This window comes from Cohnella hashimotonis (assembly GCF_030014955.1).
GTDB classification, from domain to species: domain Bacteria; phylum Bacillota; class Bacilli; order Paenibacillales; family Paenibacillaceae; genus Cohnella; species Cohnella hashimotonis.
In genome coordinates this window covers 938,597-960,044 of record NZ_JAGRPV010000001.1, presented here as the reverse complement: position 1 = coordinate 960,044, position 21,448 = coordinate 938,597, and the positions used below count along the sequence as shown (strand labels likewise).

At 60.0% G+C, this 21,448-nt stretch carries 12 protein-coding genes; 5 read left to right on the top strand and 7 right to left on the bottom strand.

Annotated elements, in window-relative coordinates; translation table 11 throughout:
* Nucleotides 1-6 precede the first annotated feature (6 nt).
* The 3 genes from KB449_RS03760 to KB449_RS03750 all read right to left on the bottom strand — a co-directional run bounded on the left by KB449_RS03760 (nucleotide 7) and on the right by KB449_RS03750 (nucleotide 3,172).
* Nucleotides 7-825: a carbohydrate ABC transporter permease gene (locus KB449_RS03760; RefSeq protein ID WP_282907088.1), complete on the bottom strand. Its 819-nt coding sequence runs from the start codon at nucleotides 823-825 to the stop codon at nucleotides 7-9.
* A gap of 1 nt (nucleotide 826) precedes the next feature.
* Entirely contained in the window at nucleotides 827-1,708 is an 882-nt protein-coding gene (locus KB449_RS03755) for a carbohydrate ABC transporter permease (protein WP_282907087.1), read from the bottom strand.
* Nucleotides 1,709-1,795: 87 nt separating this feature from the next.
* Nucleotides 1,796-3,172 carry an ABC transporter substrate-binding protein gene (locus KB449_RS03750; RefSeq protein WP_282907086.1) on the bottom strand — a complete coding sequence of 459 codons (1,377 nt, stop codon included), beginning with the start codon at nucleotides 3,170-3,172 and terminating at the stop codon, nucleotides 1,796-1,798.
* Between the two features lie 225 nt (nucleotides 3,173-3,397).
* On the opposite strand from KB449_RS03750, the gene KB449_RS03745 reads away from it, so the two are divergent.
* Both KB449_RS03745 and KB449_RS03740 read left to right on the top strand, forming a co-directional pair.
* The gene (locus tag KB449_RS03745; protein WP_282912728.1) at nucleotides 3,398-5,164 is read left to right on the top strand and encodes a sensor histidine kinase; all 1,767 of its coding nucleotides are present in this window, start codon (nucleotides 3,398-3,400) and stop codon (nucleotides 5,162-5,164) included.
* Nucleotides 5,165-5,170: 6 nt separating this feature from the next.
* Nucleotides 5,171-6,721 carry a response regulator gene (locus tag KB449_RS03740; RefSeq protein WP_282907085.1) on the top strand — a complete coding sequence of 517 codons (1,551 nt, stop codon included), beginning with the start codon at nucleotides 5,171-5,173 and terminating at the stop codon, nucleotides 6,719-6,721.
* Here KB449_RS03740 and KB449_RS03735 read toward each other — a convergent pair.
* Nucleotides 6,655-7,638 (bottom strand): AraC family transcriptional regulator, encoded by a 984-nt coding sequence (locus KB449_RS03735; RefSeq protein ID WP_282907084.1) that lies wholly within the window; start codon nucleotides 7,636-7,638, stop codon nucleotides 6,655-6,657. The two genes, KB449_RS03740 and KB449_RS03735, sit on opposite strands and share 67 nt — an antisense overlap.
* Before the next feature lie 204 nt (nucleotides 7,639-7,842).
* On the opposite strand from KB449_RS03735, the gene KB449_RS03730 reads away from it, so the two are divergent.
* The 3 genes from KB449_RS03730 (at nucleotide 7,843) to KB449_RS03720 (ending at nucleotide 9,842) form a co-directional block, all read left to right on the top strand.
* A complete protein-coding gene (locus tag KB449_RS03730) occupies nucleotides 7,843-8,097 on the top strand; it encodes an Atu4866 domain-containing protein (RefSeq protein WP_282907083.1) in 255 nt (84 codons plus the stop codon).
* A gap of 83 nt (nucleotides 8,098-8,180) precedes the next feature.
* Complete coding sequence (locus tag KB449_RS03725) at nucleotides 8,181-9,038, top strand: SDR family NAD(P)-dependent oxidoreductase (RefSeq protein WP_282907082.1); 858 nt, start codon at nucleotides 8,181-8,183, stop codon at nucleotides 9,036-9,038.
* A 156-nt stretch (nucleotides 9,039-9,194) separates the two neighbouring features.
* Nucleotides 9,195-9,842, top strand: a complete 648-nt coding sequence (locus KB449_RS03720) for a M15 family metallopeptidase (RefSeq protein ID WP_282907081.1) — start codon at nucleotides 9,195-9,197, stop codon at nucleotides 9,840-9,842.
* A 399-nt stretch (nucleotides 9,843-10,241) separates the two neighbouring features.
* Here KB449_RS03720 and KB449_RS03715 read toward each other — a convergent pair whose 3' ends face one another.
* The 3 genes from KB449_RS03715 to KB449_RS03705 all read right to left on the bottom strand — a co-directional run bounded on the left by KB449_RS03715 (nucleotide 10,242) and on the right by KB449_RS03705 (nucleotide 21,230).
* On the bottom strand, nucleotides 10,242-10,484 hold the full coding sequence (locus KB449_RS03715) for a cysteine-rich CWC family protein (protein WP_282907080.1): 243 nt from the start codon (nucleotides 10,482-10,484) through the stop codon (nucleotides 10,242-10,244).
* 15 nt (nucleotides 10,485-10,499) lie between these two features.
* Nucleotides 10,500-14,294 carry a phospholipid carrier-dependent glycosyltransferase gene (locus tag KB449_RS03710; protein WP_282907079.1) on the bottom strand — a complete coding sequence of 1,265 codons (3,795 nt, stop codon included), beginning with the start codon at nucleotides 14,292-14,294 and terminating at the stop codon, nucleotides 10,500-10,502.
* A 213-nt stretch (nucleotides 14,295-14,507) separates the two neighbouring features.
* Nucleotides 14,508-21,230 (bottom strand): S-layer homology domain-containing protein, encoded by a 6,723-nt coding sequence (locus tag KB449_RS03705; RefSeq protein WP_282907078.1) that lies wholly within the window; start codon nucleotides 21,228-21,230, stop codon nucleotides 14,508-14,510.
* Between the last annotated feature and the right edge of the window lie 218 nt (nucleotides 21,231-21,448).

Genomic DNA, 21,448 nt, shown 5'->3' with positions numbered 1-21,448 from the left:
GACCGGCTAACCTTTGACAGCTCCTTGCGTCATGCCCGACACCATGTACTTTTGGCCGAGGATGTACACGACGATAACGGGCAGCGAAGTAAGAACCAAGTCCGCGAACACAAGGTTCCACTTGGTGCTGTACATCCCTTGAAATCGGTACACCATCATCGGCATCGTCCATTTGCTCGCGTCCACGAAATAAAGCTGCGTCGTGATATCATTCCAGACGCCCATAAAGTTGAAAATGACGAGCGTGATCGTAACCGGCGTCAGCAGCGGGAACACGATGCGGAAAAACAGCCGCAGTCTGCCCGCTCCGTCGATGATCGCCGCCTCGTCCAGCTCGACGGGCACGGTTTTGACGAACCCGGTGTACAGGAAGACGCCGATCGGCATCGTCATCGACAGCAGCACGACGATGACCGAGGCATAGGTGCCGATCAAGCCCATCCGCTGCAGCAGGAAGAAGGTCGGGATGATCGCCCCTGGCAGCACGATGCCCGACAAGAATACGTAGTAGGACAGCTCGGTCAGCCTCCCCTTCGACCGTGCGATGACAAAGGCGGCCATTGAAGCGAAGGCGAGCGACAGCACGCCGACGACCGCGCAGTACAGCATGCCATTCAGAAACGCCCCGATGATGTCGGCTTCTTCGAACACCTTTTGGTAATTTTCGAAGTGCAGTGTTCCCGGCAGGCCGATGCCGAAAAAAGCGGCGTCCTTCTCGTTTTTGAAGGAGTTGACGAGCACCATCCATACCGGAATGACGAACACGAGCGTGACGAGCAGCATGGCAAGCTCCGGCAGCCATCTTTTGGCGACAGATTTTCTCATCTCAATACTCCGCCTCCAGCTTCCTTAATGCATAGACGAGCACAAAACTCATCAGACAGACGATCACTGTGAATACGAGGCCGACAGCAGAGGAATATCCGAGCAGCCCCTCCCCGAACGTCTTGAATATAAGTGTTCCGAACACCTGTGTAGCGTCGTTCGGGCCGCCGTTCGTCAGCACGAACACCTGGCCGAATACCTTTAAGCCGCCGATGAGCGACAGCACGACGTTGACCGTGATCGACGGCACGATCAGCGGAATCGAGACATGCCGCAGCTTCTGCCACGCCGTGCAGCCGTCGATCTCCGCGGCCTCGTAGTATTCCGGCGGTACGGACTGCAAGCCGGAAATATAAAGCAGAATCGTGACCCCGATACCCGACCATACGCTCATGACGATGACGCTATTCATGGCATAATTCGGATCGACCAGCCATCCCTTGGCGAGCGAACCGAGCCCAACCGCGCGCAGAAAGGTGTTGATCGGTCCCGACTCCGGGTTGTACAGCGCGTTGAACACCGGCCCGACGACCAGGAAGCTCAGCGTCGTCGGTATAAAAAACGCGCTGCGGTAAAACGACTCGAGCTTCAGCTTGGCGTTCATAATGACAGCGAGCAAAAAACCGATTACATTGCTAAGAATGACGGTAGCGAAAGCGAAATAAAACGTGTTGACGATCGATTTTTTGAAAATCGACTCGGAGAGCATCTGCTTGAAGTTATCGAGGCCGTTGAAGCCGAACTCCGTCATGCTGTATACGGACCAGTCCGTAAAGCCGAGTCCGAGGCTGAGCAGGTTCGGTCCGATGAAAAAGACCAGGTAGATGGCCATGCCGGGTATGAGAAAGGTCAAAGAATAGAAAGATTTGCGTTTGCCTGTCATCGTAAATCACCTTCGATCAAGAAATAAGCCCGCCCTGACGGGCAGGACTTATTTCTGCTTTTTATGAATCTTGCTGCCGGATCGGGATCAGAAGCCGGGAATTTTTTTGGCTTTGTTTTTCTTGGCTACGCTGTTGTACAGATCCTCAAGCGCCTTCACCGGATCCTTGCCCGCGAACAGCGCCTGGCCGGCGGCGCCCATGTCGCCCGAATCGAAGTTCGGTTCGATCGCATTGGCGGCATCGTTGAAGGCGTCGCCCGTCTTCGCGGTGCCGTTGTCGATGAGCGCCTGCAGCTCGGTGTCCCAGGGGCTCGCCTTGGTCGGCGCGCCCACGTCGTTCGCGCCGGGCGCGATCTCGTACATCGCCTGCATGACCTTGTCGCTCATGACGAAGTTGATGAAGTCCATCGCCGCTTCCGGCTGCTTGGACGCCGCGGGAATATACAGACCGTTGCCGGAGCCGCCCTTGAAGACGCTCAGATCGGCGGGGTCGTCTCCCCACGTGAACGGCGTCATGCCGATCGAGGCCGCCTTGTCCGGATAGTTAAGGACGAAATCCTGGTACAGCCAGTTGCCTCCCGCCACGAACGCGGTCTTGCCCTCCGCCAGCGCCTGCTCTGCCATCGGCATCGTCGCCGAAGCCATATCGGCGTTCATATAGCCCTTCTTCTGGAAATCCGCGATGCGCTTGAACATATCGACAAGCAGTGGCTCGTCCTGGTATTTCAGCTTGCCTGACGCGACCTGCTGCGCGAAGTCGGGGTTCTTCATCGCGATGTACTGCGAGCCGGCGAAGACGTCGATCTGCGCGGTCCACGCTTCCTTATTGGGCATGTACAGCGGGATGGCGCCGGCCGCCTTGATTTTCTCCGCCGCCGCGAGAAGGTCGCCGTACGTTTTGAGCGGGAGCGTCACGCCCGCCTTAGCGACGACGTCCTTGTTGTACATCAGCCCCATGAACGAGGTGCTGCCGTATGGCGCCACATAGACTTTGTCGTCGCCGGCCCACGTATATCCGTTTTTCACGGCCCTCGATTTGTCGAGCTTATCCACCCAGGGTCCATTCAATGGCGCGAGCTGATCCTGTCCGAAGTCCTTAACGCTTGGGTTGAAGGCGAACACGTCCGGTACGTCGCCCGTCGCCAGCTTCGCCTTGAGCACGTTCATGAATTGATCGTCCGGGTAGATCTGCGGCTCGATCGTATTGCCGGTTTCCTCCTCGTACATCTTGATCGCCTTTTGAAGGTTCTCCATGTTCCACCAGGCATTATAAGTGGCGAACGTCAGCTTGACCGGCGTTTTATTCGTCTCTGCGGGCGCCGAAGCGCCAGCTGACGCCGTGCTTGCATCCGGAGATGCATTCGGCGATGCCGCCGCGTTGCTTCCGTCGTTGCCGCCGCAGGCGGCCATAAGCAGCACGCTCAGGGTCAATAAGGATAATGCCGCTTTCCGTCCGTTTCTCACTTTTTGCAACCTCCCTGTTCGTTCGTCGGTGCGAGAGCTCTCGCCATTCATCATAAAGCAATATGCCATCTCTCAAAATGGACAATTTCGGCCGGTCACGATGGATTATTTTTAAAGGACTTACACGCCGACAAGCCTTATGTTATCGTAGGAGCAGCCGGCGAGCGCAAGTTGCCTGCCGGTTTACGGCGACGACCCGAACGAAAGGAAGAATGCCGCTTGCGGATGAGAATCTCTTTTCCGTTCAAGATGTTCATCATCTACTCGACCTTCGTATCCGCAATCATACTGGGATTGGCCGCGCTGTTCTACGTTTATATCAGCCACACGCTCAAAGACAATTCATACAAGGGAATGGAACAGTCGGTCGGCCGGATCGCGACGCAGATCGATTCGCTCGTGGACCGGATGGACGACCTGTCCAATGTCATTTTTTTCAATAAAGATTTGCAGGAGATGCTGGTGGACACGGTCGGTTACGAGAACGGGGATGTCAACTATTTCGACAGGTTCCCGGATCAGCGCAAGCGGATCATCGACGTCCTCCTCTCGATCGTCGGGACCAAAAATCAGGCCAGAAGAGTCGTTATTTTTAACGGGAAAAGCAACTACGTGTCCTGGTCGGTGCTGCCGGACAACAATTTCTCCGTAGAGTCGGATTTGCGCCAGGTTCCCTGGCTGAAGGACATCCGGGCAAAGGACGGCAACTCGGTGCTGCTTCCAGCCGACGATCAGCAGATTTTTCGGGAGCAGAATCCCGTCAAGCTCATCTCCTTTGCGAGAAAAATGGTGTATTCCTGGGGCAATTCGTCCCCGCTCGGCTACGTTGTCATCCAGCAGCCCTATGCCTTGCTGGAAGAGATCTGCGCGCCTTCTCTCGTCGGGCAGGCGGAGATTGTCGTCGCCGACGGCAGCGGCACGATCGTCTACCCGGCTGACCGGCAGGGACGGCAGATGGCGGCATTCGGCTCGGATACGCTCGTCTACCGCGGGGTCGCGCCGCTCTCTGGCTGGTCTGTCTACGAAGCGCTTCCCAAAGCGGACTTCATGGCGCCGGTCTACCGGATGCAGCGGATGATCCTGTACGCGGGAATCGGACTGATTCTAGGCACGTCGCTGCTCCTGCTGCTTATCACCAATCGATTGACCGTTCCGATCAAGCAGCTGCGCAAGTCGCTGCAGACGATCTCGCTGCACAACCCGGGCGATCCGATTCGGCTGCCAGGCGCCAACAACGAGATTACGCTGCTCAACATGGCTTTTCGCAAGACGCTTCAACGGCTCCAGGAGTCGATGAACGAAACGATTCAATCGCGTTCCAAGGAGATGGAGGCGCATATGCGAGCGCTGCAGGCCCAGATGGATCCCCATTTTCTCTTCAACTCGCTGATGGGCATCAGCGCTGTCGGCCAGGAGCAGGGCAACGACAACATCGTAGAGATGTGCAGCCGCCTGGGCCAGATGCTCCGCTACATCGGCTCCTATGATGCCTCGCGGACGAGCCTGGCGGACGAATTCGCGCATGCGGCCAACTACTTGGCCATGCAGCATTTCCGCTATGAAGACCGGCTGGACTACGAGATCGGCTTCGACGGCGACATGGCATCGATTCCCGTGCCCAAGCTCATCCTGCAGCCGCTCGTCGAAAATGCGTTCAACCACGGCTTCGCGGGCGTCAAGCCGCCCTATCGCATTCGCATCGGCGGGGCAGCGGAAGGCGATACGTGGACGGTGTCCGTGCGTGACAACGGCAAAGGCTTCCGACCCGGGACGCTGGAGACGCTCATGGCCAAAATCGAGGAATTCGAGAGGCGCATGGACAGCCACGATTTCGAGAACCGTCTGCAAATCGGCGGCATGGCGCTCGCGAACATTTACATTCGACTGAGAAATCTGTACAAAAACGAGGCCGTCTTCCGGCTAGGCAGCGCCGAGACGGGCGGCGCGATCGTCACGATCGGCGGTAAGACCGCACCCGAGAGGAGGAGCTAGAACGACATGTACAAAATCGTGGTCGTCGACGACGAGCCGCTGCTGCTGCGGAACATTAAGAACAGCATCATGCAGGCGCATGACGGATTTGCGATTGTCGGGGAGGCTGCCGACGGCGACGAGGCGCTCGAGCTGATCGCAGCCGAGCGGCCGGACGTCGTCTTCACGGATATCAAAATGCCGACGATGGACGGGCTGACGCTGATCGGAGAGCTGCGCAGGCGGGGGATCGACGCGAAAATCGTGCTGCTGAGCGGTTATCAGGAGTTCGATTATGCGAAAAGGGCGTTGCAGTTCGGCGTGGAGGATTATCTGCTGAAGCCGCTCTCTCCCCGGGCGCTGGGCGACTTGTTAAGCAAGCTGCACGACGTTCTTGAAGCGGAGAAAAGAAAACGGCAGGACGAGCTGCTGGATGACATTGTCCGCAAGGAGATCGATTTTCTCCCCCCTGCGGTCGAGCTGGAGCGGATGTTCCGGGACTATCGCGCCTTTGGCGGGCTGCTGCTGTGCGCGGGATCCGTCAGCAGATTCGGAGGCAATTGGCTGACGCCGGCCAAGGACTTCTGGCTTAAAAACGATCTGTCAGGGCTTCTTGGCGAGCTCGTGCCGGAGCCGCTCCGGTTCTGGATCGTGCAGCTGAACTATGCCAACGAGAAGCTGGTCATTCTCGCTTCTCCCGGCGCGCCCGGCCCGGCATTTGCGGACATCGCCGGCCGTTTGTACGACAAGCTGCTGGCGTGCCGGTTCCCGGTCACGATGGTCGCCCGCCCTCCCTTCTCCGCCATGGATGACCTTCCCTACCTGCTCCAGCGGGACCGGATTCTCTTGCAGAAATTCGCCATCTTCGGCCAGTCTCGGCGAATCGATCCGCATGCTAACGAGCCAAGCGAGCGGACTCCCGATCATCCGCTGGCCGCCAATGCGGAAAAGTTGCTGCTGAACTGGATCGAGAAGCGGCAGCCCGACCCCTTCAAGGCGGAATTTGCCGCGCTGCTCGGCGACTGCGAGCGCCAGGCATGCCCGCAGATCAGGCTGGAAGGCGTGCTCAAGCGGGTCGTCCAGCTATTCCAGCAGACGAGTCCCGGGCCCAGCCAACCGCGTATCCTCGAGATCGAACTCGAGATCGACGAGTTGATCTCCGGCTCGTACAAGTACGCTTCTCTCCTGGAAGGCATGTCGGTGCTGCTGGACGAGCTATTCCAGCTCGCGGGGGCCGAAAAGCATGTTAAAGAGGACCAGCCCGCGCTGGTCCTTGAGATGGAACGCTATATTCGCAGCCGCTATACCGAGCTGCTGTCGTTGCCGTCCGTCGCGGCGCACTTTGGCGTCACGCCCGCCTTGGTCAGCAGTCTTTTCAAAAAACACAAAGGCATTCCTCCGATGGAGTTCATCATCAGGCTGCGCATCGAGAAGGCTAAACAGTTGCTCTGCATCTCCCCCCCGCTGACGATCAGGGACGTAGCCGCCGCCATCGGGTACGACGATCCTTATTATATGAGCCGACTGTTCAAGTCCGTTACAGGCGTGAGTCCTTCGGAATACCGCGAGACGACCTGAGTTATGGCGTCTTGCAGGGATAAAGACTCGCGAAGGCGTTTGATGTCGCTTAAGGGAGGCCGACCGAACATCCGGGCATATTCGCGGCTGAACTGGGACGGACTATCGTAGCCCACTTGGAATCCGGCATTCGCGGCTTCCGGGATATCCGATAGCAATAAACGGCGAGCCTCCTGCAGCCTCACTTGTTTTTGATACTGCAAGGGGCTCATCGCGGTGACTTCCTTGAAATGAGCGTGCAAGGAAGACGCGCTCATGCTTGCAGCTTTGGCGAGCTCGTCTATACGCAGAGGCTTGGCGAAATCACGGTTGATGAGATGAATGACCTTCGCGATCCGCCCGGCATTGCTGCCGGCCACGGCGAACTGCAGGACGGCAGCGCCCTGCTCGGCCTGTAAAATCCGATAAAGAATTTCACGAATGACCAAAGGGGCAAGCGCGGGGATATCCCGCGGCGTGTCTAACAGACGGACTAACCTCAATACGGCCTCGAGAAGGGACGGAGTCGTTTGACTTACCACTAGGCCGCGTCTGGAAACTTCCTTAAGATCCCGCTCCGAGTTGAATTCCTTGATCATATCTACGATCTGATCCGTACTAAAATCCAGTTGCAGACTAAGGTAAGGATGCTGCGGCGTGGCCTGGACGATCTGTCCGGTAATCGGCAAGTGGACGGAGGCGACCAGGTAGGATGCCGGATCGTATCGATAACTCTCTTGACCCAGCATAATCAACTTGGATCCTTGTGCAACGATACACAAGGACGGATTATAGATCGAATAGATCGGTTGGGACGCTCCGTCTGAGCGAATGAACTTCAAGGAAGGAATGGCCGTAGCATGCGTTCCCTCAGGATACCGGTCGATAATAAAAGCCAATTCCTTCTGCTTTTTAACGATCTCGTCAGCCCCTGTCATCGTCTCCTCACAAGCTCCTTCCTCGCCCCGTTTGCGAACTATTTTATTCCGATTTGGAGTATTATGCAATAACTCAACTGGATTCGTCTACTGGGCAGCCTCTTATTTATTACATACTGAAGTCACTGAAATGCTTACTGGCGCCATCGTTCATTTAAGCAGGCGTTCGTAAGCAATCCCCATTCATCAAAGGAGGAAATCAAAATGGAAAACAACAGGGGCGAACAACAATCCTATGTCGGCATGTGGGTTACGAGGGACGGTTACGTTCGTCAAGCGCTTCTGCCGAATGGCCGCTATGACGAGGCTCGCGGCAATCGGAAAAGCGCTTATCAGGGCAGCTATACCATTAAGGGAGATCATATCGACTATGTGGACGATACCGGCTTCACTGCCGACGGCGAGTTTCGAGACGGCATTCTCTACCACGGCGGCATGATTTTTTATCGGGAAAAATAAACGTTCCTATATCGAGCGGAGAACCGAAAAAACATGTCCAACTGACCGGCCAGCAATCGTTTTAATACAGGAGGATTTTATCGATGAAGCATCCCCATGTTTGGTTCGTAACAGGAGCCTCTAAAGGCTTAGGGCTTGCACTAACCCAAAAGCTGTTGGCGGAAGGCTGCCGGGTCGCTGCGACGTCAAGAAATCCGGATGCGCTTATGACGGCGGTCGGCACTCGGGAAACGGATCGGTTTCTGCCCTTACAGGTGAACCTTGCCCATGAGCGAGAGGTTGAAGCCGCCATTACGTCTGTCATCGCCAAATTCGGCCATATCGATGTCGTCGTCAATAACGCCGGCTATGGACTGCAAGGAACGTTCGAATCGCTGACCGACCAAGAGATACGCGACCATTTTGACATCAACGTATTTAGCATTATGAATGTACTCCGTCATGCTATTCCTCATCTTCGAAAAGCGGGCCAGGGTCACATTTTTAATATGTCCTCCATCGGCGGGTTCGCAGGCGGTTATACCGGTTGGGGCAGCTACTCCGCCACCAAATTCGCCGTATCCGGCCTTACGGAGGCTTTGGCAGCCGAGATGAAGCCGTTCGGCGTATCGGCCACCGTTGTTTATCCCGGCGCTTTCCGTACCAGCTTCCTGACCGAACGATCGTTGGCCGTCTCGCCGAATCCAATTCTTGCGTATACGGAAGCACAGGCTTCAATCGATCGTTATCGCGAAATGTCGGGCAAACAGCAGGGAGATCCCGTCAAGGCCGCTGAAGTTTTGATGCAAGTCGCCTCAACCTCCACGCCTCCGCTGCATCTGTTTTTAGGACCCGATGCTTATAAAGCCGCGAATGAAAAAATAAAGCATGTGCTGCGCGACTTGGACGGCAATAAGCATTTGACCCTATCTACTTCATTTCAAGTTAATAGAGGGGATTAATTCCCTCAAAACCCGAATCGTCACCTTTTACGCTGTCTTGCCCCCCTTGGAACGTTTGGGATTCCTCCCCTTGCAACCTTATAATAGAAAATAGGATTACGAACCGCATTAGGGAGAATAATAGGGAGTAAAGATAGCGTTGAAAGGAAGAGATTGATGAAATTGGAACCCTCCGGGGCATCGCTGGCGAGAAGGCGGGCTGCCTCAACCCGCAGACGCGGACGCCTGCTGCTGGCCGCATGCGTCGCCGCCGCGCTGATCGTCGCCGCGAATCTGCCTGCCGTCAAATTGTTGCTGCCCGCCGAGCTGTGGCGCGAAGTGGCTCCGGTCGTCTCCTTGCACCCGATCGTCGCCGAAAAAATGAAAACGTTGAAGGCCGAATCCGAAGCGCAGGGCATCCGGATTGCGATTACGGACGGATTTCGCAGCGAGGCCGAGCAGAACGCGCTTTATCTCAAGGGACGGAGCGCTCCAGGCGACATCGTGACCAACGCCAGAGGCGGCCAATCGTATCATAACTACGGCCTTGCCATCGACTTCGCCATCCGTACGAAGAAGGGCAAAGTCCTATGGGATACGGCGTACGACGGCAATCGCAACGGGAAAGCCGACTGGATGGAAGTCGTCGGGATCGCCAAGCGGCTCGGCTTCTCTTGGGGCGGCGACTGGGAGAGCTTCCCGGATTATCCGCACCTGCAGATGGACTTCGGCCTGTCCATCCCGGAGCTGCAGCGCGGGCACCGGCCGCCCGAGGATCTCCGGCTCGCGGAGGAATGGGCGCAGCAGGCTGGGAGCAAGGCTTGATAAGATGGATATCGGAAACTGGAGTCGCGCGGAACGCCTACCGATGCTCGTCCGACAGCAGTTCTGACGGGCATGTTTTCGCCCTTATTGTATTTTCTTCAATGCCTGCAAATTTACATCTTTTTAGGCCGATATCGCCCCTTTTGTTCAGAAAAGATGCGAATACGCAGGTATTTTCCTCCATCAGCCCGATTTTCGGCTTATGCTTTGCATTTACCTGCATATTTGCAGGTATTTCATCATGTGGCGCGAGTCGGTAGAGAATACATGTACAAATGCAGTTATTTAGCCCGACAAACATCCATAGGCTCCGGCACGCGGAGGAATGGGTCGAAGCAGGCCGGCAGCGAGGCTTAATAAAAAAAGGTGTCCACCCAGACGGGATCGGACACCTTTTATTTATTTGCCGCCCGCCGCGCAAGCCGGGCAGATGCAGGCTCGCCCCTGCAGCGGCAGGGGTACGCTTGCGAGGACATTTTTCTCGATCGTAGCGCGCATGCACCAGCAGGACTCGGCAGGCTTGCCCGCCTCGATCGCGCAGCCGTTCGGACCGCCGCAGAGCGGGCAGCGGTTGCGATCGGCGCGATCGTACGGCATATCTTCCGCATCTTCGCGCTGGGCGTTCGTTTTGTCCGTCGTCATCCCCTCCGCTCCTCCTTAGCCGTTAAAAATCCAGGAATTGAACCAACGGAGCGCGTGAACGACGTACGATTTGTCCACGGTCATGCCGGACAGGATCGGATAGAACAGAACGAACAGCAGCAGCGTCGCGCCGAGATAGCCATAGACATGACCGCGCGTCAGACGCCCGCTCTCCTTGCCTTCCTTCAATAAATATACGATCAGAAGAATGATAAACGGTACGCTTGCAAAAAAATGGTAGATAAAGGTCAGGCGGGACACCCCTACCCAAGGAAGATACTCGGCAGCCAGCCCGATCAGCAGGAAGACAAGCCGCGGGTCGCGCGCCCGGCCCTTGAAGAGCAGGATAATCGCGCCTGCGACGGCCGGGATGCCGATCCACCATACGGCCGGATTGCCCATCGCCACGATGCTCGACACCTGGTCCGCCGCGACGGCGCCGCCGTAATACCAGATCGGCTTGATCATCAGCGGCCACTCCCACCAGCTCGACGCGAACGGATGGGTCGCCACCAGATGCGCATGGTAGTTATACATGAACTTCTGGTAGGTCAGCATGTCGTGGAAGCCGTGTCCCGGACCGGGTACGAGGAAAAACGGAATGTAGCTCGCCGTATAGATCAGCGCGGGCACGACCAGGAAAAACGGCACGCACCACAGCACGGTGCGCAGCAGGAACGAATGCTCCGCCCGGCGCCGCCACAGCGTGATCGCGAACAACACCGCAAGTCCGCCCCCCGCGTAAATATCGATCCATTTGCTCGCTGCCCCGAGACCGAAGAACAGGCCCGCCAGCGCGAGCGGCACGGCGACGCGGCGGAAACTTTCTCCCGCGAGCGCCCGTTCGTAATACTTGTACATGTACAGATACATGAGCAGAATGAAGAAAACGCCGTAGACGTCGACCGTCGCGATGCGTGTCTGCGTGAAGTGCATGAAGTCGAACGTCAGCAGGAACGCAGCCGCAAAAGCAAGCTCGGTACGCCCGAACATCCGCTTGGCGAGCAAATACATGAGCGGAACCATCGCGATGCCTAGCAGCGTGCCCATAATCCGCCAGCCGAACGGGTTCATGCCGAACAGGGAGACGCCGAGCGCCATCAGCCCCTTGCCTAGCGGCGGGTGCGTCGTCTCGTAAGGCTCGATATGATGCAGGAACTCATAGGCGGTGCGGCCGTGATAGATCTCGTCGAAATACATGCTGTTGAGATAGGACGGCTTCTTCGGCACGTCGCCCGGCTCGTCAAGCAGCGCCGTACCGCCTTCGCTCGTCTTGGCCGGCGTCAAGGTGCCTCCCTCCGCGTCCCGGAAGGACAGCTCGTACAGCGTCCAGCCCGGATTCGATGCCGACACGCGTACGAACCGCTGGTTGATCGCGACAGGCTGCTCCTTCCATTGGAAGACGGAGCCGCCGTTCAACACGAAGGAAAGGGCGCTCGTCCAGTTGCTGCCGTCCGCCGACTGCGACAGCTCGATCGTGCTGTCTTCCGCGCGCCCCTCGTCGCGCGTACCGCCGAACCAGATGACGGAGGCGACCGCCTGCGGCTCGCCGAAGTCATACACGATGGCGCTGGCCGGCGAGGCCGGCGTCCAGCCGGATTCGGGCGCGCGCATCGAGCCGAGGTTGACGAGCGCGAGGATGCCGTAGACGAGCGTCAAGCCGATGACCAGCAGGCGATCGAGCCGGGAAAACTTGGCGTCGGAGGCCGATATGGCGGTCGCGAACGCAGGTTTGGCGGGCGTCGATTTGGACAGCGCGTTTTTGGCTGACGCCGATTTGGACGAAACGCCGCCTTTGCCGCCTCTAGCGGAGTCTGCTGTTGCAACCGGCGCGGCCGCCAGCGCCCTGCCCTTGTCCAGCGTCCAGCCGACGTAGACGGCATAGATCGATATCGCCAGGTTGACGAGCGACAGGAAGCGGAAAAAGCCATCCGTTGCAGACAAGTAGTAGTTTTTATCCAGCCCGAAGTAGAGCACGTAGGCCGCGTCCGCGAAATGCGTAAACGTAAGACCGAGGAACATCCACAGCAAGCGGCGGTCTTTGAGCAGGATAAACGCGAGCAGCGCGAGCGCGACGGCCGGATAGCCGTATCGCTCGTGCATGCTGGTCTTGAGGGCGAAAACGAGCAGAAAGGTCAAGTATGCCAGGTACGTCCAGCGCGGCGCAGCCTCGAGCTTGCGATGCCGCCAGGCCAGCCAGACGATATAAGCGACGATGAGCACGACGGACAGGTTGCTCCAGAACGCCATCGCTGCCGATACTTTGACGCCGTTCAGTCCGAGCAGTCCGTACAGGTTGGCGGCGTTCAGCGTCGCGTACGGATAGCTGTCGAACATCGCCTTGTAGCGCTCGACGATCCAGTCCGGGGATTGATGGATGGAAAACGGCAGTACGAGCAGAACGAAGACGGCCGCGCCGTAGAGCAGCGATTCGCCCCAGGCTCTGCGGCTGCGCCGGACGGCGAGCGCCAGCAGCAGCACCGGAATGGCGACGATCGCCTGCGGCTTGATCAGCACGGCGACGACGACAGCGGCTGTCGCATAAGGAAGCCTGCCCGCCGCGATCGCCCACACGGCCAGCAGAATGAACAGCGAGAGGAACGAATCGATCTGGCCCCATACGACCGAATTGTGAAACACCATCGGGTTGAATAGGTAAAGAGAAGCGATCGCAGCACCCGCCGCCGCGCCGAAACGCGGACGCGCAATGCGCAGCAGGACGTACGAGGCTGCAAGATCGGCCGCGATCGACGGCAGCTTGAGAAGCAGCGCCGAGCCGGCGGACGGATAGCCGATATGCATCAGCTTCTGCAGCAGGCCGACGACGTAGAGCACATAGATGTAGCCAGGAGGATAGTCCACGAAGATGTCGGCCGTATAAAAGCCGTGAAGGCCCGCTTCGTAGGCATGATTCGCCCAGAAGTAAAAGTCCAGCGCGTCGATCGGATGTCCCTGCATAATCGGCGCGCAGGCCGCGCGGATCAGCAATGCGCCCCCGAAAAGCAGCAGAACGGCGCCTTTGCCTGCGCGTTCCTTGCCCGGGATCGGCAGACGCGCTTCTCCTGCGCGGCGCAAGTAGGAGACGATTCCCCAAGCCAAGGCGGCATAGGCAGCGGCCAGCAAAAACATCATGGCCGTATACGTGCCATGACCGCCACCCGCGCTTTCGCCGCCCGAAGCCGCTCCTGCGTAGGCTTCAGGCCACAACGGAATGACGACGGCGCCCGCAGGCGCTTCCGCCAGCTTTTCGAGCGCAATATCGTCGAAGTCCGCCTTCCCGCTGTTCAGGCTGCCGTAGCTCCCGAGGCGGGCTGCGACGGTGACGCTCGTCTGGTCGGCGCCTGTCTTCCCGTACCATTCGACCTGGCGCCATTCGCCTTGCGAGTCGCCGACCGCCGGGAACGGGGCGGCGATGCCGAGTACGGACAGGTTGCCGCCGGTTCGATCGGCGAGACCGCCAGCGACCCGAATCCAGCCGGACAGTCGGTAGACCGTATCGGCCTCGACCGGTACCTCCTGGATCCAGCGCGCATCGTTCTCGCTCGCGTTGGAGACGCTCAAATAGGCTTGCCCGCTATGGCCGCCGTCCTGTCCGACCGTCAGCGTGCTGATCGCAGCGCCTCCCGCGTCCGACGTATATACGTCTTGCGCCCAGCCATCCGGCTGCCCGCTCCCGCTCGCCGCGATCTCGGCGCCGCCGTTGCGTATAAGCGTCGCAGCCTCTTCCGCGTACGCGGCGGAAACCCCGCCCGCACAGCCCAACACGCCGAGCAGCAGCGCCAACACCCATACTCCTAACGTTCTCTTCATGCTTCCCCCCGACGATCCCTTTGTACTCGCGCCAGCTGCGCGGCGCCCGGACTGCCGCGGTGCCTGCAATGGCGCCGTCAGCCGCTAACCGGCAAGAAATGCGCCTCTCCGCTTCGGAGCGAAGACGCGCATTTCCGTGTTCAAAACTTATTGACGATCCGATACCTGTTTTTGTTACGGTACGCCCTGCGTTGACTCATCATGACGCGCCGGTTAATCGGCTGCGTTCGACAGCCCCGCAGCCTGCAGCGTGCGGCTGAGCATCGCGACGGCCTCCGCCCGGGTTGCCGTGGCACGAGGCGCGAAGCGTCCGTCCGGCAGTCCCTTCACGATGCCGAGCGCCGCTGCAGTCCGGACCGCATCCGCGAATGCTGCCTGCGCAACCGCGCCCGCGCCCGTGCCCGTTAAGTCAGATACGCCGGCCAGCTTCAGCGCTTGCGCCACCATAACCGCGATCTCTTCGCGGGTGACCGTCGCCTGCGGACGGAAGCTGCCGTCCTCGAAGCCGCGAACGAGACCGTAACTGGCTGCCGTACGCACCTCTGACGCATACCAGGCGCTGCCGGCCACGTCTTCGAAGCCGTCGTCGCCGCCGGGATCCCGAAGGCCGAGCCCCCGGACGAGCAGCGCCGCGAATTCGGCCCGCGTGATGCTGCGCGATGGTCCGAAAGCATCTCCTCCGACGCCTTTGACGATTAGTTTCGACGCCATCCGCTCGATTTCCTGCTTGGCCCAATGATTCGCCAGATCCGCAAACTTGGCGGTATGCGACGCGACCGCATACACGCTGTTGCCGGGACTGCGGATCGTAACGATCGTGCCGCCATCCTCGCCAGCCCGGAACAACGCCGGCACGTAGACAAACGTTCCCGTACCGTCCTGGTCCTGCCGGTAGACGACCGCCGTAACCGAAGCTTCATCGAGACGGTTCGCTGTCTTGAGCGTGCGGTCGACGTAGACGCCGCCGAAGTCGGCGATCGTCTCTGTTTTCCCGCCGCTGCGGAGGATGATCGCGAATTCGACCGGCGCCGCGACCAGCTCGAGATGCTGACGCTTCGCCGCCTCCCGGATCGGTGCCAGGGATGTGTCTTCGAGCGGCTTGATCTCGAAGATCCACAATGCCTTCGGATCCTGATCGTAGCCGCGCGCCTTGATGAGCTTGGCGGCCAACGACAGCGGGAACCTGTAGGTGCTGTCGCCGCTTGCGATTGTCAGGACGGCGTCCGCGTGGTCAGCTGCAGCCGCGAGCAGCGCTTGCGCGGTAAACGGCGCGGTGCCGTCCGCCGACGCGGCTATCGCGATCGCCTCTCCCGTCGCCGCCTTCAGCTTGGCGTCGTTAGCCGCAGCCGCGGCGTCGAGCATGCTGCCGGCCGTTCCGCCATTGCCGCCCCCGCCGGTGGCAGGCGGGTTCACGACCTGAGCGGACACGACTTTGACCGTATAAGTCCGCTCTGCTCCGTCATAGGCGATACGCAGACGCGTCTCGCCCTTCGCGATGCCGCTCAGCATGCCCGCGGCATCTACGGCCGCGACCGATGCCTGCTCTGTCGCGAACGTCGACTGCGCCGTGACGTCCTTGCCTGCGGCGTCGGCTACCTTGATCGCCAGCGAGGCGCCGGCGGTCAGGACAAAGCCGTTCAGCGCCCCGCCCTCGGCCGTCGCCGCAAACGGTTTGGCCGCGGATGCGAAGCCCGCGTTGACCTCGCGAAGAACGAAGCCTGCCGAGGCGTTCGATACGTCCGCGATTTTAGCGCCGCGAACGATGACATTATCGATCTCGGCCGCACCCGTGACAGCCTGCGCGACCTGCACGCCCGCCGTGCCTGCGCCGTCGAGCACGAGGTTTTGCAGCAGCAGCCTGCCGCCCTTAACGGCCTGAGTTCCGTTGACCACAACGCCTGCATACGTGCTGTCCATCGCCGTGTTGTCTCGTATCACGATGTCACCGGTCATGTTCTTCGTGTCTGCAAACAGCCAGATTGCGCCGAGATTTGTTTGCAGGCCCGTATCGTAGCTGCCCGTGCGGATGAGCGTATTGCGTTCGACGACCGTCATCCCCGCGAACGGAAGCGGGTTGAACCGTGTGGACACCGTAATGCCGGAGCCGTTGATGATCGTATCCTTGGCTACGTTATCCTGAATCCGGTTGTCCGTGCCGCCGAAGACGGCGATATTGTTGGCGAGCCACGGCAGGCTCACCGTGTTGAAACGCGCCGTATTGTTAACGCTCGAAAGACCGTCGGTCGACCACATCGCGATGCCGTCGTCCCCCGGGTACCTGACGTCGCTCTGCTCGAGCATGCTGTCCTTCGTGCCGACACTGAAGTTGATGCCGTCCGCCATCAGGTTGCGCATGCGCAAGCCGACCATATGCAGGCCGTGCGTGTAGGCCTCGCCGTCCTTCACCTTGGTGAGCCACAGCCCCGCCTTCGTATGCTCGATCCAGACGTTTTGCAGCACGGAGCCCGGACCGAAACCGCCATGAAAGGCATTGGTGATCGCTTCGTCGTCGCGCACGTTGATGTCCCCGTCGATCAGCAGATCGTAGACGCCGATATCGTCCCCTCTGCCCACGAACTTGGCGCCCGTCAGCTGCGTGTGCCACATGCCCGCGCCCCGGATCTGGATGCGGTCCAGGTTAAGCAGGCCGTCCCGCAGCTCGTATTCGCCGGCTGGGAACCAGACGCCCTTGCCTTCGTTTTTTGCGGCATCCATCGTGCGCTTGAAGGCTGCGGTGTCGTCGATGCCGTCATCCGGCGCCGCGCCGTAATCGTCCACGGACAGGAAGCCCTCGGGCATCCGCAGCGGAGCCGCCGCCTGCTCGAAGTCCGCCAGATCGATCGTGTAAAAAGGCGAGGTGCTTTCGGCATCCTTTTTAAGCATGATCTTTGCGCCCGCAGGCACATCGCCAATCAACGTGTGCACATCGTCGAAGAAGCGGTGTCCGCTGCCCTGCGTCGGATCGTTCGACCACGGGTAGCTGCCGTATTCCCACGCGTACTTGGACGTCAGCGTCAGCTTCTGTCTGAACTGGCCGTTCACGTACAACCCCAGCGTCTCGGTGCGGCCCGCGCCGTCCTGGCTGTCGGGAATCGAGTAGCGCAGCACGATTGAATTGGCCGGATGCGCCAGCGTGAACGAGACATAATCGCCGGTCTCGCTCAGCTTCACGGCCCGGCGGCCGGAGGCTTCGGAGGCGGGATTGTAATATGAGCGGGAAGCGCGAAGCAGCTCGCCGTTCGTCTCGGCGTCCTCCGCCTCGTAGGTCGCGTAAGGCGTCGTGGCGCCTCGGTATGCCGGTGCGACGCTGTTCTTGAGCGTGAGCGAATCGACGGCAAGAGCGGCCGTCTGACCGGCACCCGCTCCTGCGTCCGCCGGCTGCAGCGCGATCGTGTTCAGCCCTTGGCGCAGCGTCAGGCGCAGGGCCGCCGTCGACCAACCCGCGCCGGTCGGCAGGAGGCTGATCGCGTTGGTCGAGAGTCCGTTGACGGCGACGCCCAGCGTCGACGAGACGGATGCGCCCGGCGCAGCGTAACGAACGATCGCGTCGTAGTCTCCTGCGGACTGCGCATGGACGGTAAACGTCAGCTTGGCGTGCGCGCGTTCCGGATCGCTTGTGCCGGTTGCGCCATTAGCGTTCTCCGTGCCCGCAGCCCATCCGGATGCATATCCGTCCCCGGTATAGCCGGACAGGTCTCGATTCGCCGCGACGCCTCCGCCCATGAATGCATTTTCCGCTTCATAGACGACATCGCCCGGCAAGCGTTCATAGTTCCAGCGCCCTTGCGCGGCATTCGCGGCGCCGCCATATTCGGCGGCTCCGCTTGCATGCAGGAGCATGCCTGCGCGATCGGCGGCGCTCCGCAGCTCCAGCAGCCCCTGTGTCTCGACGACCTCCCACTGCGAGGTCGCCTGTCCGCGCGTGCCTTCGGCCGCGGCGATCGGCTGTCCCGCCTGGTCCAGCGCCAGCAGCCGTCCGCTCGCCCGATTCTTAAGCAGCTTGCGGCCGTTGAAGTCCTGCAGCAGCCACTGCGCAGCCGCACCGCTCTCATTCGCTAGCGCGATCGTTCCATCCCGGTCCGCGAGCCATACGCCGCCGCTGCCGATCCGCGTGTAGGCGGTATCGTCGAATACCGGCGTTGCCGTGTCCGTATTCGCCGCGCCGTCGTCATCCGGCGTTTCGTAGTCCGCCGGCGCCGCCGCGAAGCTCCATCTCGCCGTCCCGAAGGACACCGGCACGAGGCCCCGCTCCGCGTAGCCGGCGGCATTGTCCGTATGGACGAATTCGTCGTCATAGCCCCCAGACAGATTGCGAATCAGCCAATGTCCGGCCGACGATGCCGAAGCCTCGATCGACCAGTTCGCAGCTTCATTTGCAGCGTCCGAGGCCGGCAAACTCTCGATGTAACGGTAATCCGGGGTCAGCGTCATCAGGTGCCCGGTCGCCCGGTTCTCGATGCGGATGGCGCCATCCTGCCGGACGAGCCGCCAATGGCCGTACCCGTTGTTCTCGGCGATGCTGCCGTACAGAACGACGCCGCCGAGGTTTTCATAAAGGTACTGGCCGTTCGCTTCGTTCTGGATGCGAATGTAGCCTTCGGGTACCTCGGGCTTCAGCTCGACGGGTTCCGCCTTGAACAGCGCTTCGTCCGCGAAGTCGCCGCCCGACTTGACTGTCTTGCTTACCTTCGTGCCGCCTGCGCCGTCCGCGTATATATAGTGGCCTGCCCAGCCGCTGCGGATCGCAGTATATCCGCTTCCGGACGCAGCCTCCAGATACCACTTGGCGCTTCCCCACGATTCGTATACGACCGCTTCCGTGCCGAGCGGGATATCCGGCGCGTCCTCCGACTCGTGTCCCGCCATGTTTTCCATCGCGATATAGTGGCCTGTCTCGACGTTTTTCAGGCGCTTAGCTTCGCCGCCCGCATCTTCGACGTACCATACGGCGCGCAAGTCGGCGTCGGTCGCCTCCCCGTAGCGCACCTTGCCTGCCGCATCGCCTTCCGTTTCCTCGTAGAGCGATTGCCCTTGCTTATTCGTAAAACGCAGGTGCGACGGACCCGCGTCGTCCACCGGAATCAGCGTCCAGTGCGGACTGCCCCAATTCCGGTTGATCTCGGCGTACTCGGCATACTTGTTCAGGTTTTGCAGGTTGACCAGCTTTTGAACCTCCTGGTTTTTCACCCGGTCCGCCACGTTGTAGATCAGCTTGGAGCCGCCTGCGAGCGATTCGACGACCCATACGGCGCTCGTCCAGCCGTCCGAGACGGCGGTGACGCGGATATGGCCGTCCGTCATGTTCTGCAGGTTGACATAGTGGCCAGTGGCGCGGTTCTGGATCCGCTTGCGGCCCTGATATTTCTCGATCAGCCATTGATCCCGGCCGTCCGTGCGCGGATTGCCATACTTCAAATCCCCATGATCGTCCTCGTACCAGACATAGGGCTTCCACTCGTTCTGAATGCGTACGTACTGCGGCGATCCGTCCGTCCGCGCGGCCGGATCCTCGAACAACCACTGTGCGGCGTCGGTATCCGGATCGGAAGCGCCCGTGCGCAGGACACCGCCCTGGAGCAGAAGCAGGCCGGAGCCGTCCGCTGCGGCAATGTTTACGTAGTCGTCGTACATCTCGGAAGGCGAGAGCTGCCATTGATAAACCGCCGATGTCACCGAGCCGGCCGGGCTAACCGCGAGCGGGTCGCCGGAGGCCAGATAGCTGCCACTGGCCGCGTTGCGGATGCGCTTCTTGCCGTCCTGATCCTCGACGATCCATTGATAGGCCGGATCGTTCTCCCCGCCGGCCGCCAACGCGCCGTGCTTCAGCAGGCCGCCGTCTCCTTCATAGAGATAGTCCGTGCCTGCGTCCGCTGCCGTGTAATTCACGATGCGAACCGGCTTGACGTCATAGGCAGGCGCGATTTTCCAATGCGCGTTGCTCCTCCCCGCGTTCGACCAATCGTTGGACCGCGCGTACGTATCCTCGAACTGCGTATTGAGCACAAAGGCAGGATGGTCTGCGCTTGCGATGGAGACGAATCCCGGAACGGGATCGCCGTTCTCCGCCGCGGCAGACGCGATCGTCCATCGCTGCGCCCCGGCCGAGGACGCCGGAGCCGTCTCGATCCTGCGCCAATAATTGTCCGCGTCGAACTGTTCGATATAGTCGCCCGTCGCCCGGTTGCGGAGGCGCACGGTCTGTGCCGCGCCGGCTTCGCCCGACTCGACCTCCACATACCAGTGCGCCTTCGGATCCGTCGGATCGATCTTGCCGAATGCGACTACGTTCCGCGCGCGCCCCTCCTCCGGATTGGCCGTTTCGTACAGGAACTGCCCCGCCCGGAACTCGTTTGCGATGAGCACCGGCTGCAGCGTCTCCGCCGGTTCGAACATCCATTGCGGGCTTTCGAACGTAATATTGATGTCGTTGCTGGCTTCGGCATAGCCGAGCTGGTCCTCCTCGTGAATAACGAGGTTCGCGCTCGCATCTGCCGTCGCGCTTTTGATGACCTTGTAGCCCGGTCGGCTCGCATCCTCGATGAGCCACTGATCGGCGGCGGTGCTGACGCCGATCTCGCGGGCGACGAGCGCATCCCGGCGCTTCGCCGTCTCGGCGATCGTGATATAGTGGCCGGTGGCGCGGTTCTGGATGCGCGTTCCGCCGGCTGCCGGCTCCAGCCGCCACTGCGACGAGGCGTCGTCCAGCGCCGTCCGCCCGTAGCGTACGGTACCGTCCGAGCCTTCGTACAGGTAATTGCTCTGCCATTTATTCTTGATGCGTATGTAGGCCGGCGCCGTAACGCCTGCGCCTCCCGCATCCGCTTCCTGCATGCGATGCGGCTCCTGCTGCGCGTTCTCCGCCGCGAATGCAGGCATCGAAGTCAGCATCAACAGCGCCGTCATGCACGCCGCAAGCCATTTTCTCCAACTGGACATGGTCTGGTGGCCTCCCCATAATATGGAATCCTTCTCATCGTAAAATGAAAACGATTCCATGACGATGTGCGTTTATGGGCGTTCTAGGCGCAAAATTACGAAGTTGGAGATCAGGCGCAATTGTCCGGTAGGGAGGAAGTTTATAAAGCGAAAAATGCTCATCCTCGGCACATCGACCGTCTTAACGCCTACGTTAGCACCCTTTAGCTGCAACCGTA

Coding starts and splice junctions, on each gene's coding strand:
- KB449_RS03760 (WP_282907088.1), bottom strand. CDS start 825: ATGAGAAAATCTGTCGCCAAAAGATGGCTGCCGGAGCTTGCCATGCTG.
- KB449_RS03755 (WP_282907087.1), bottom strand. CDS start 1,708: ATGACAGGCAAACGCAAATCTTTCTATTCTTTGACCTTTCTCATACCC.
- KB449_RS03745 (WP_282912728.1), top strand. CDS start 3,398: ATGAGAATCTCTTTTCCGTTCAAGATGTTCATCATCTACTCGACCTTC.
- KB449_RS03740 (WP_282907085.1), top strand. CDS start 5,171: ATGTACAAAATCGTGGTCGTCGACGACGAGCCGCTGCTGCTGCGGAAC.
- KB449_RS03735 (WP_282907084.1), bottom strand. CDS start 7,638: ATGACAGGGGCTGACGAGATCGTTAAAAAGCAGAAGGAATTGGCTTTT.
- KB449_RS03730 (WP_282907083.1), top strand. CDS start 7,843: ATGGAAAACAACAGGGGCGAACAACAATCCTATGTCGGCATGTGGGTT.
- KB449_RS03725 (WP_282907082.1), top strand. CDS start 8,181: ATGAAGCATCCCCATGTTTGGTTCGTAACAGGAGCCTCTAAAGGCTTA.
- KB449_RS03720 (WP_282907081.1), top strand. CDS start 9,195: ATGAAATTGGAACCCTCCGGGGCATCGCTGGCGAGAAGGCGGGCTGCC.
- KB449_RS03715 (WP_282907080.1), bottom strand. CDS start 10,484: ATGACGACGGACAAAACGAACGCCCAGCGCGAAGATGCGGAAGATATG.
- KB449_RS03710 (WP_282907079.1), bottom strand. CDS start 14,294: ATGAAGAGAACGTTAGGAGTATGGGTGTTGGCGCTGCTGCTCGGCGTG.
- KB449_RS03705 (WP_282907078.1), bottom strand. CDS start 21,230: ATGTCCAGTTGGAGAAAATGGCTTGCGGCGTGCATGACGGCGCTGTTG.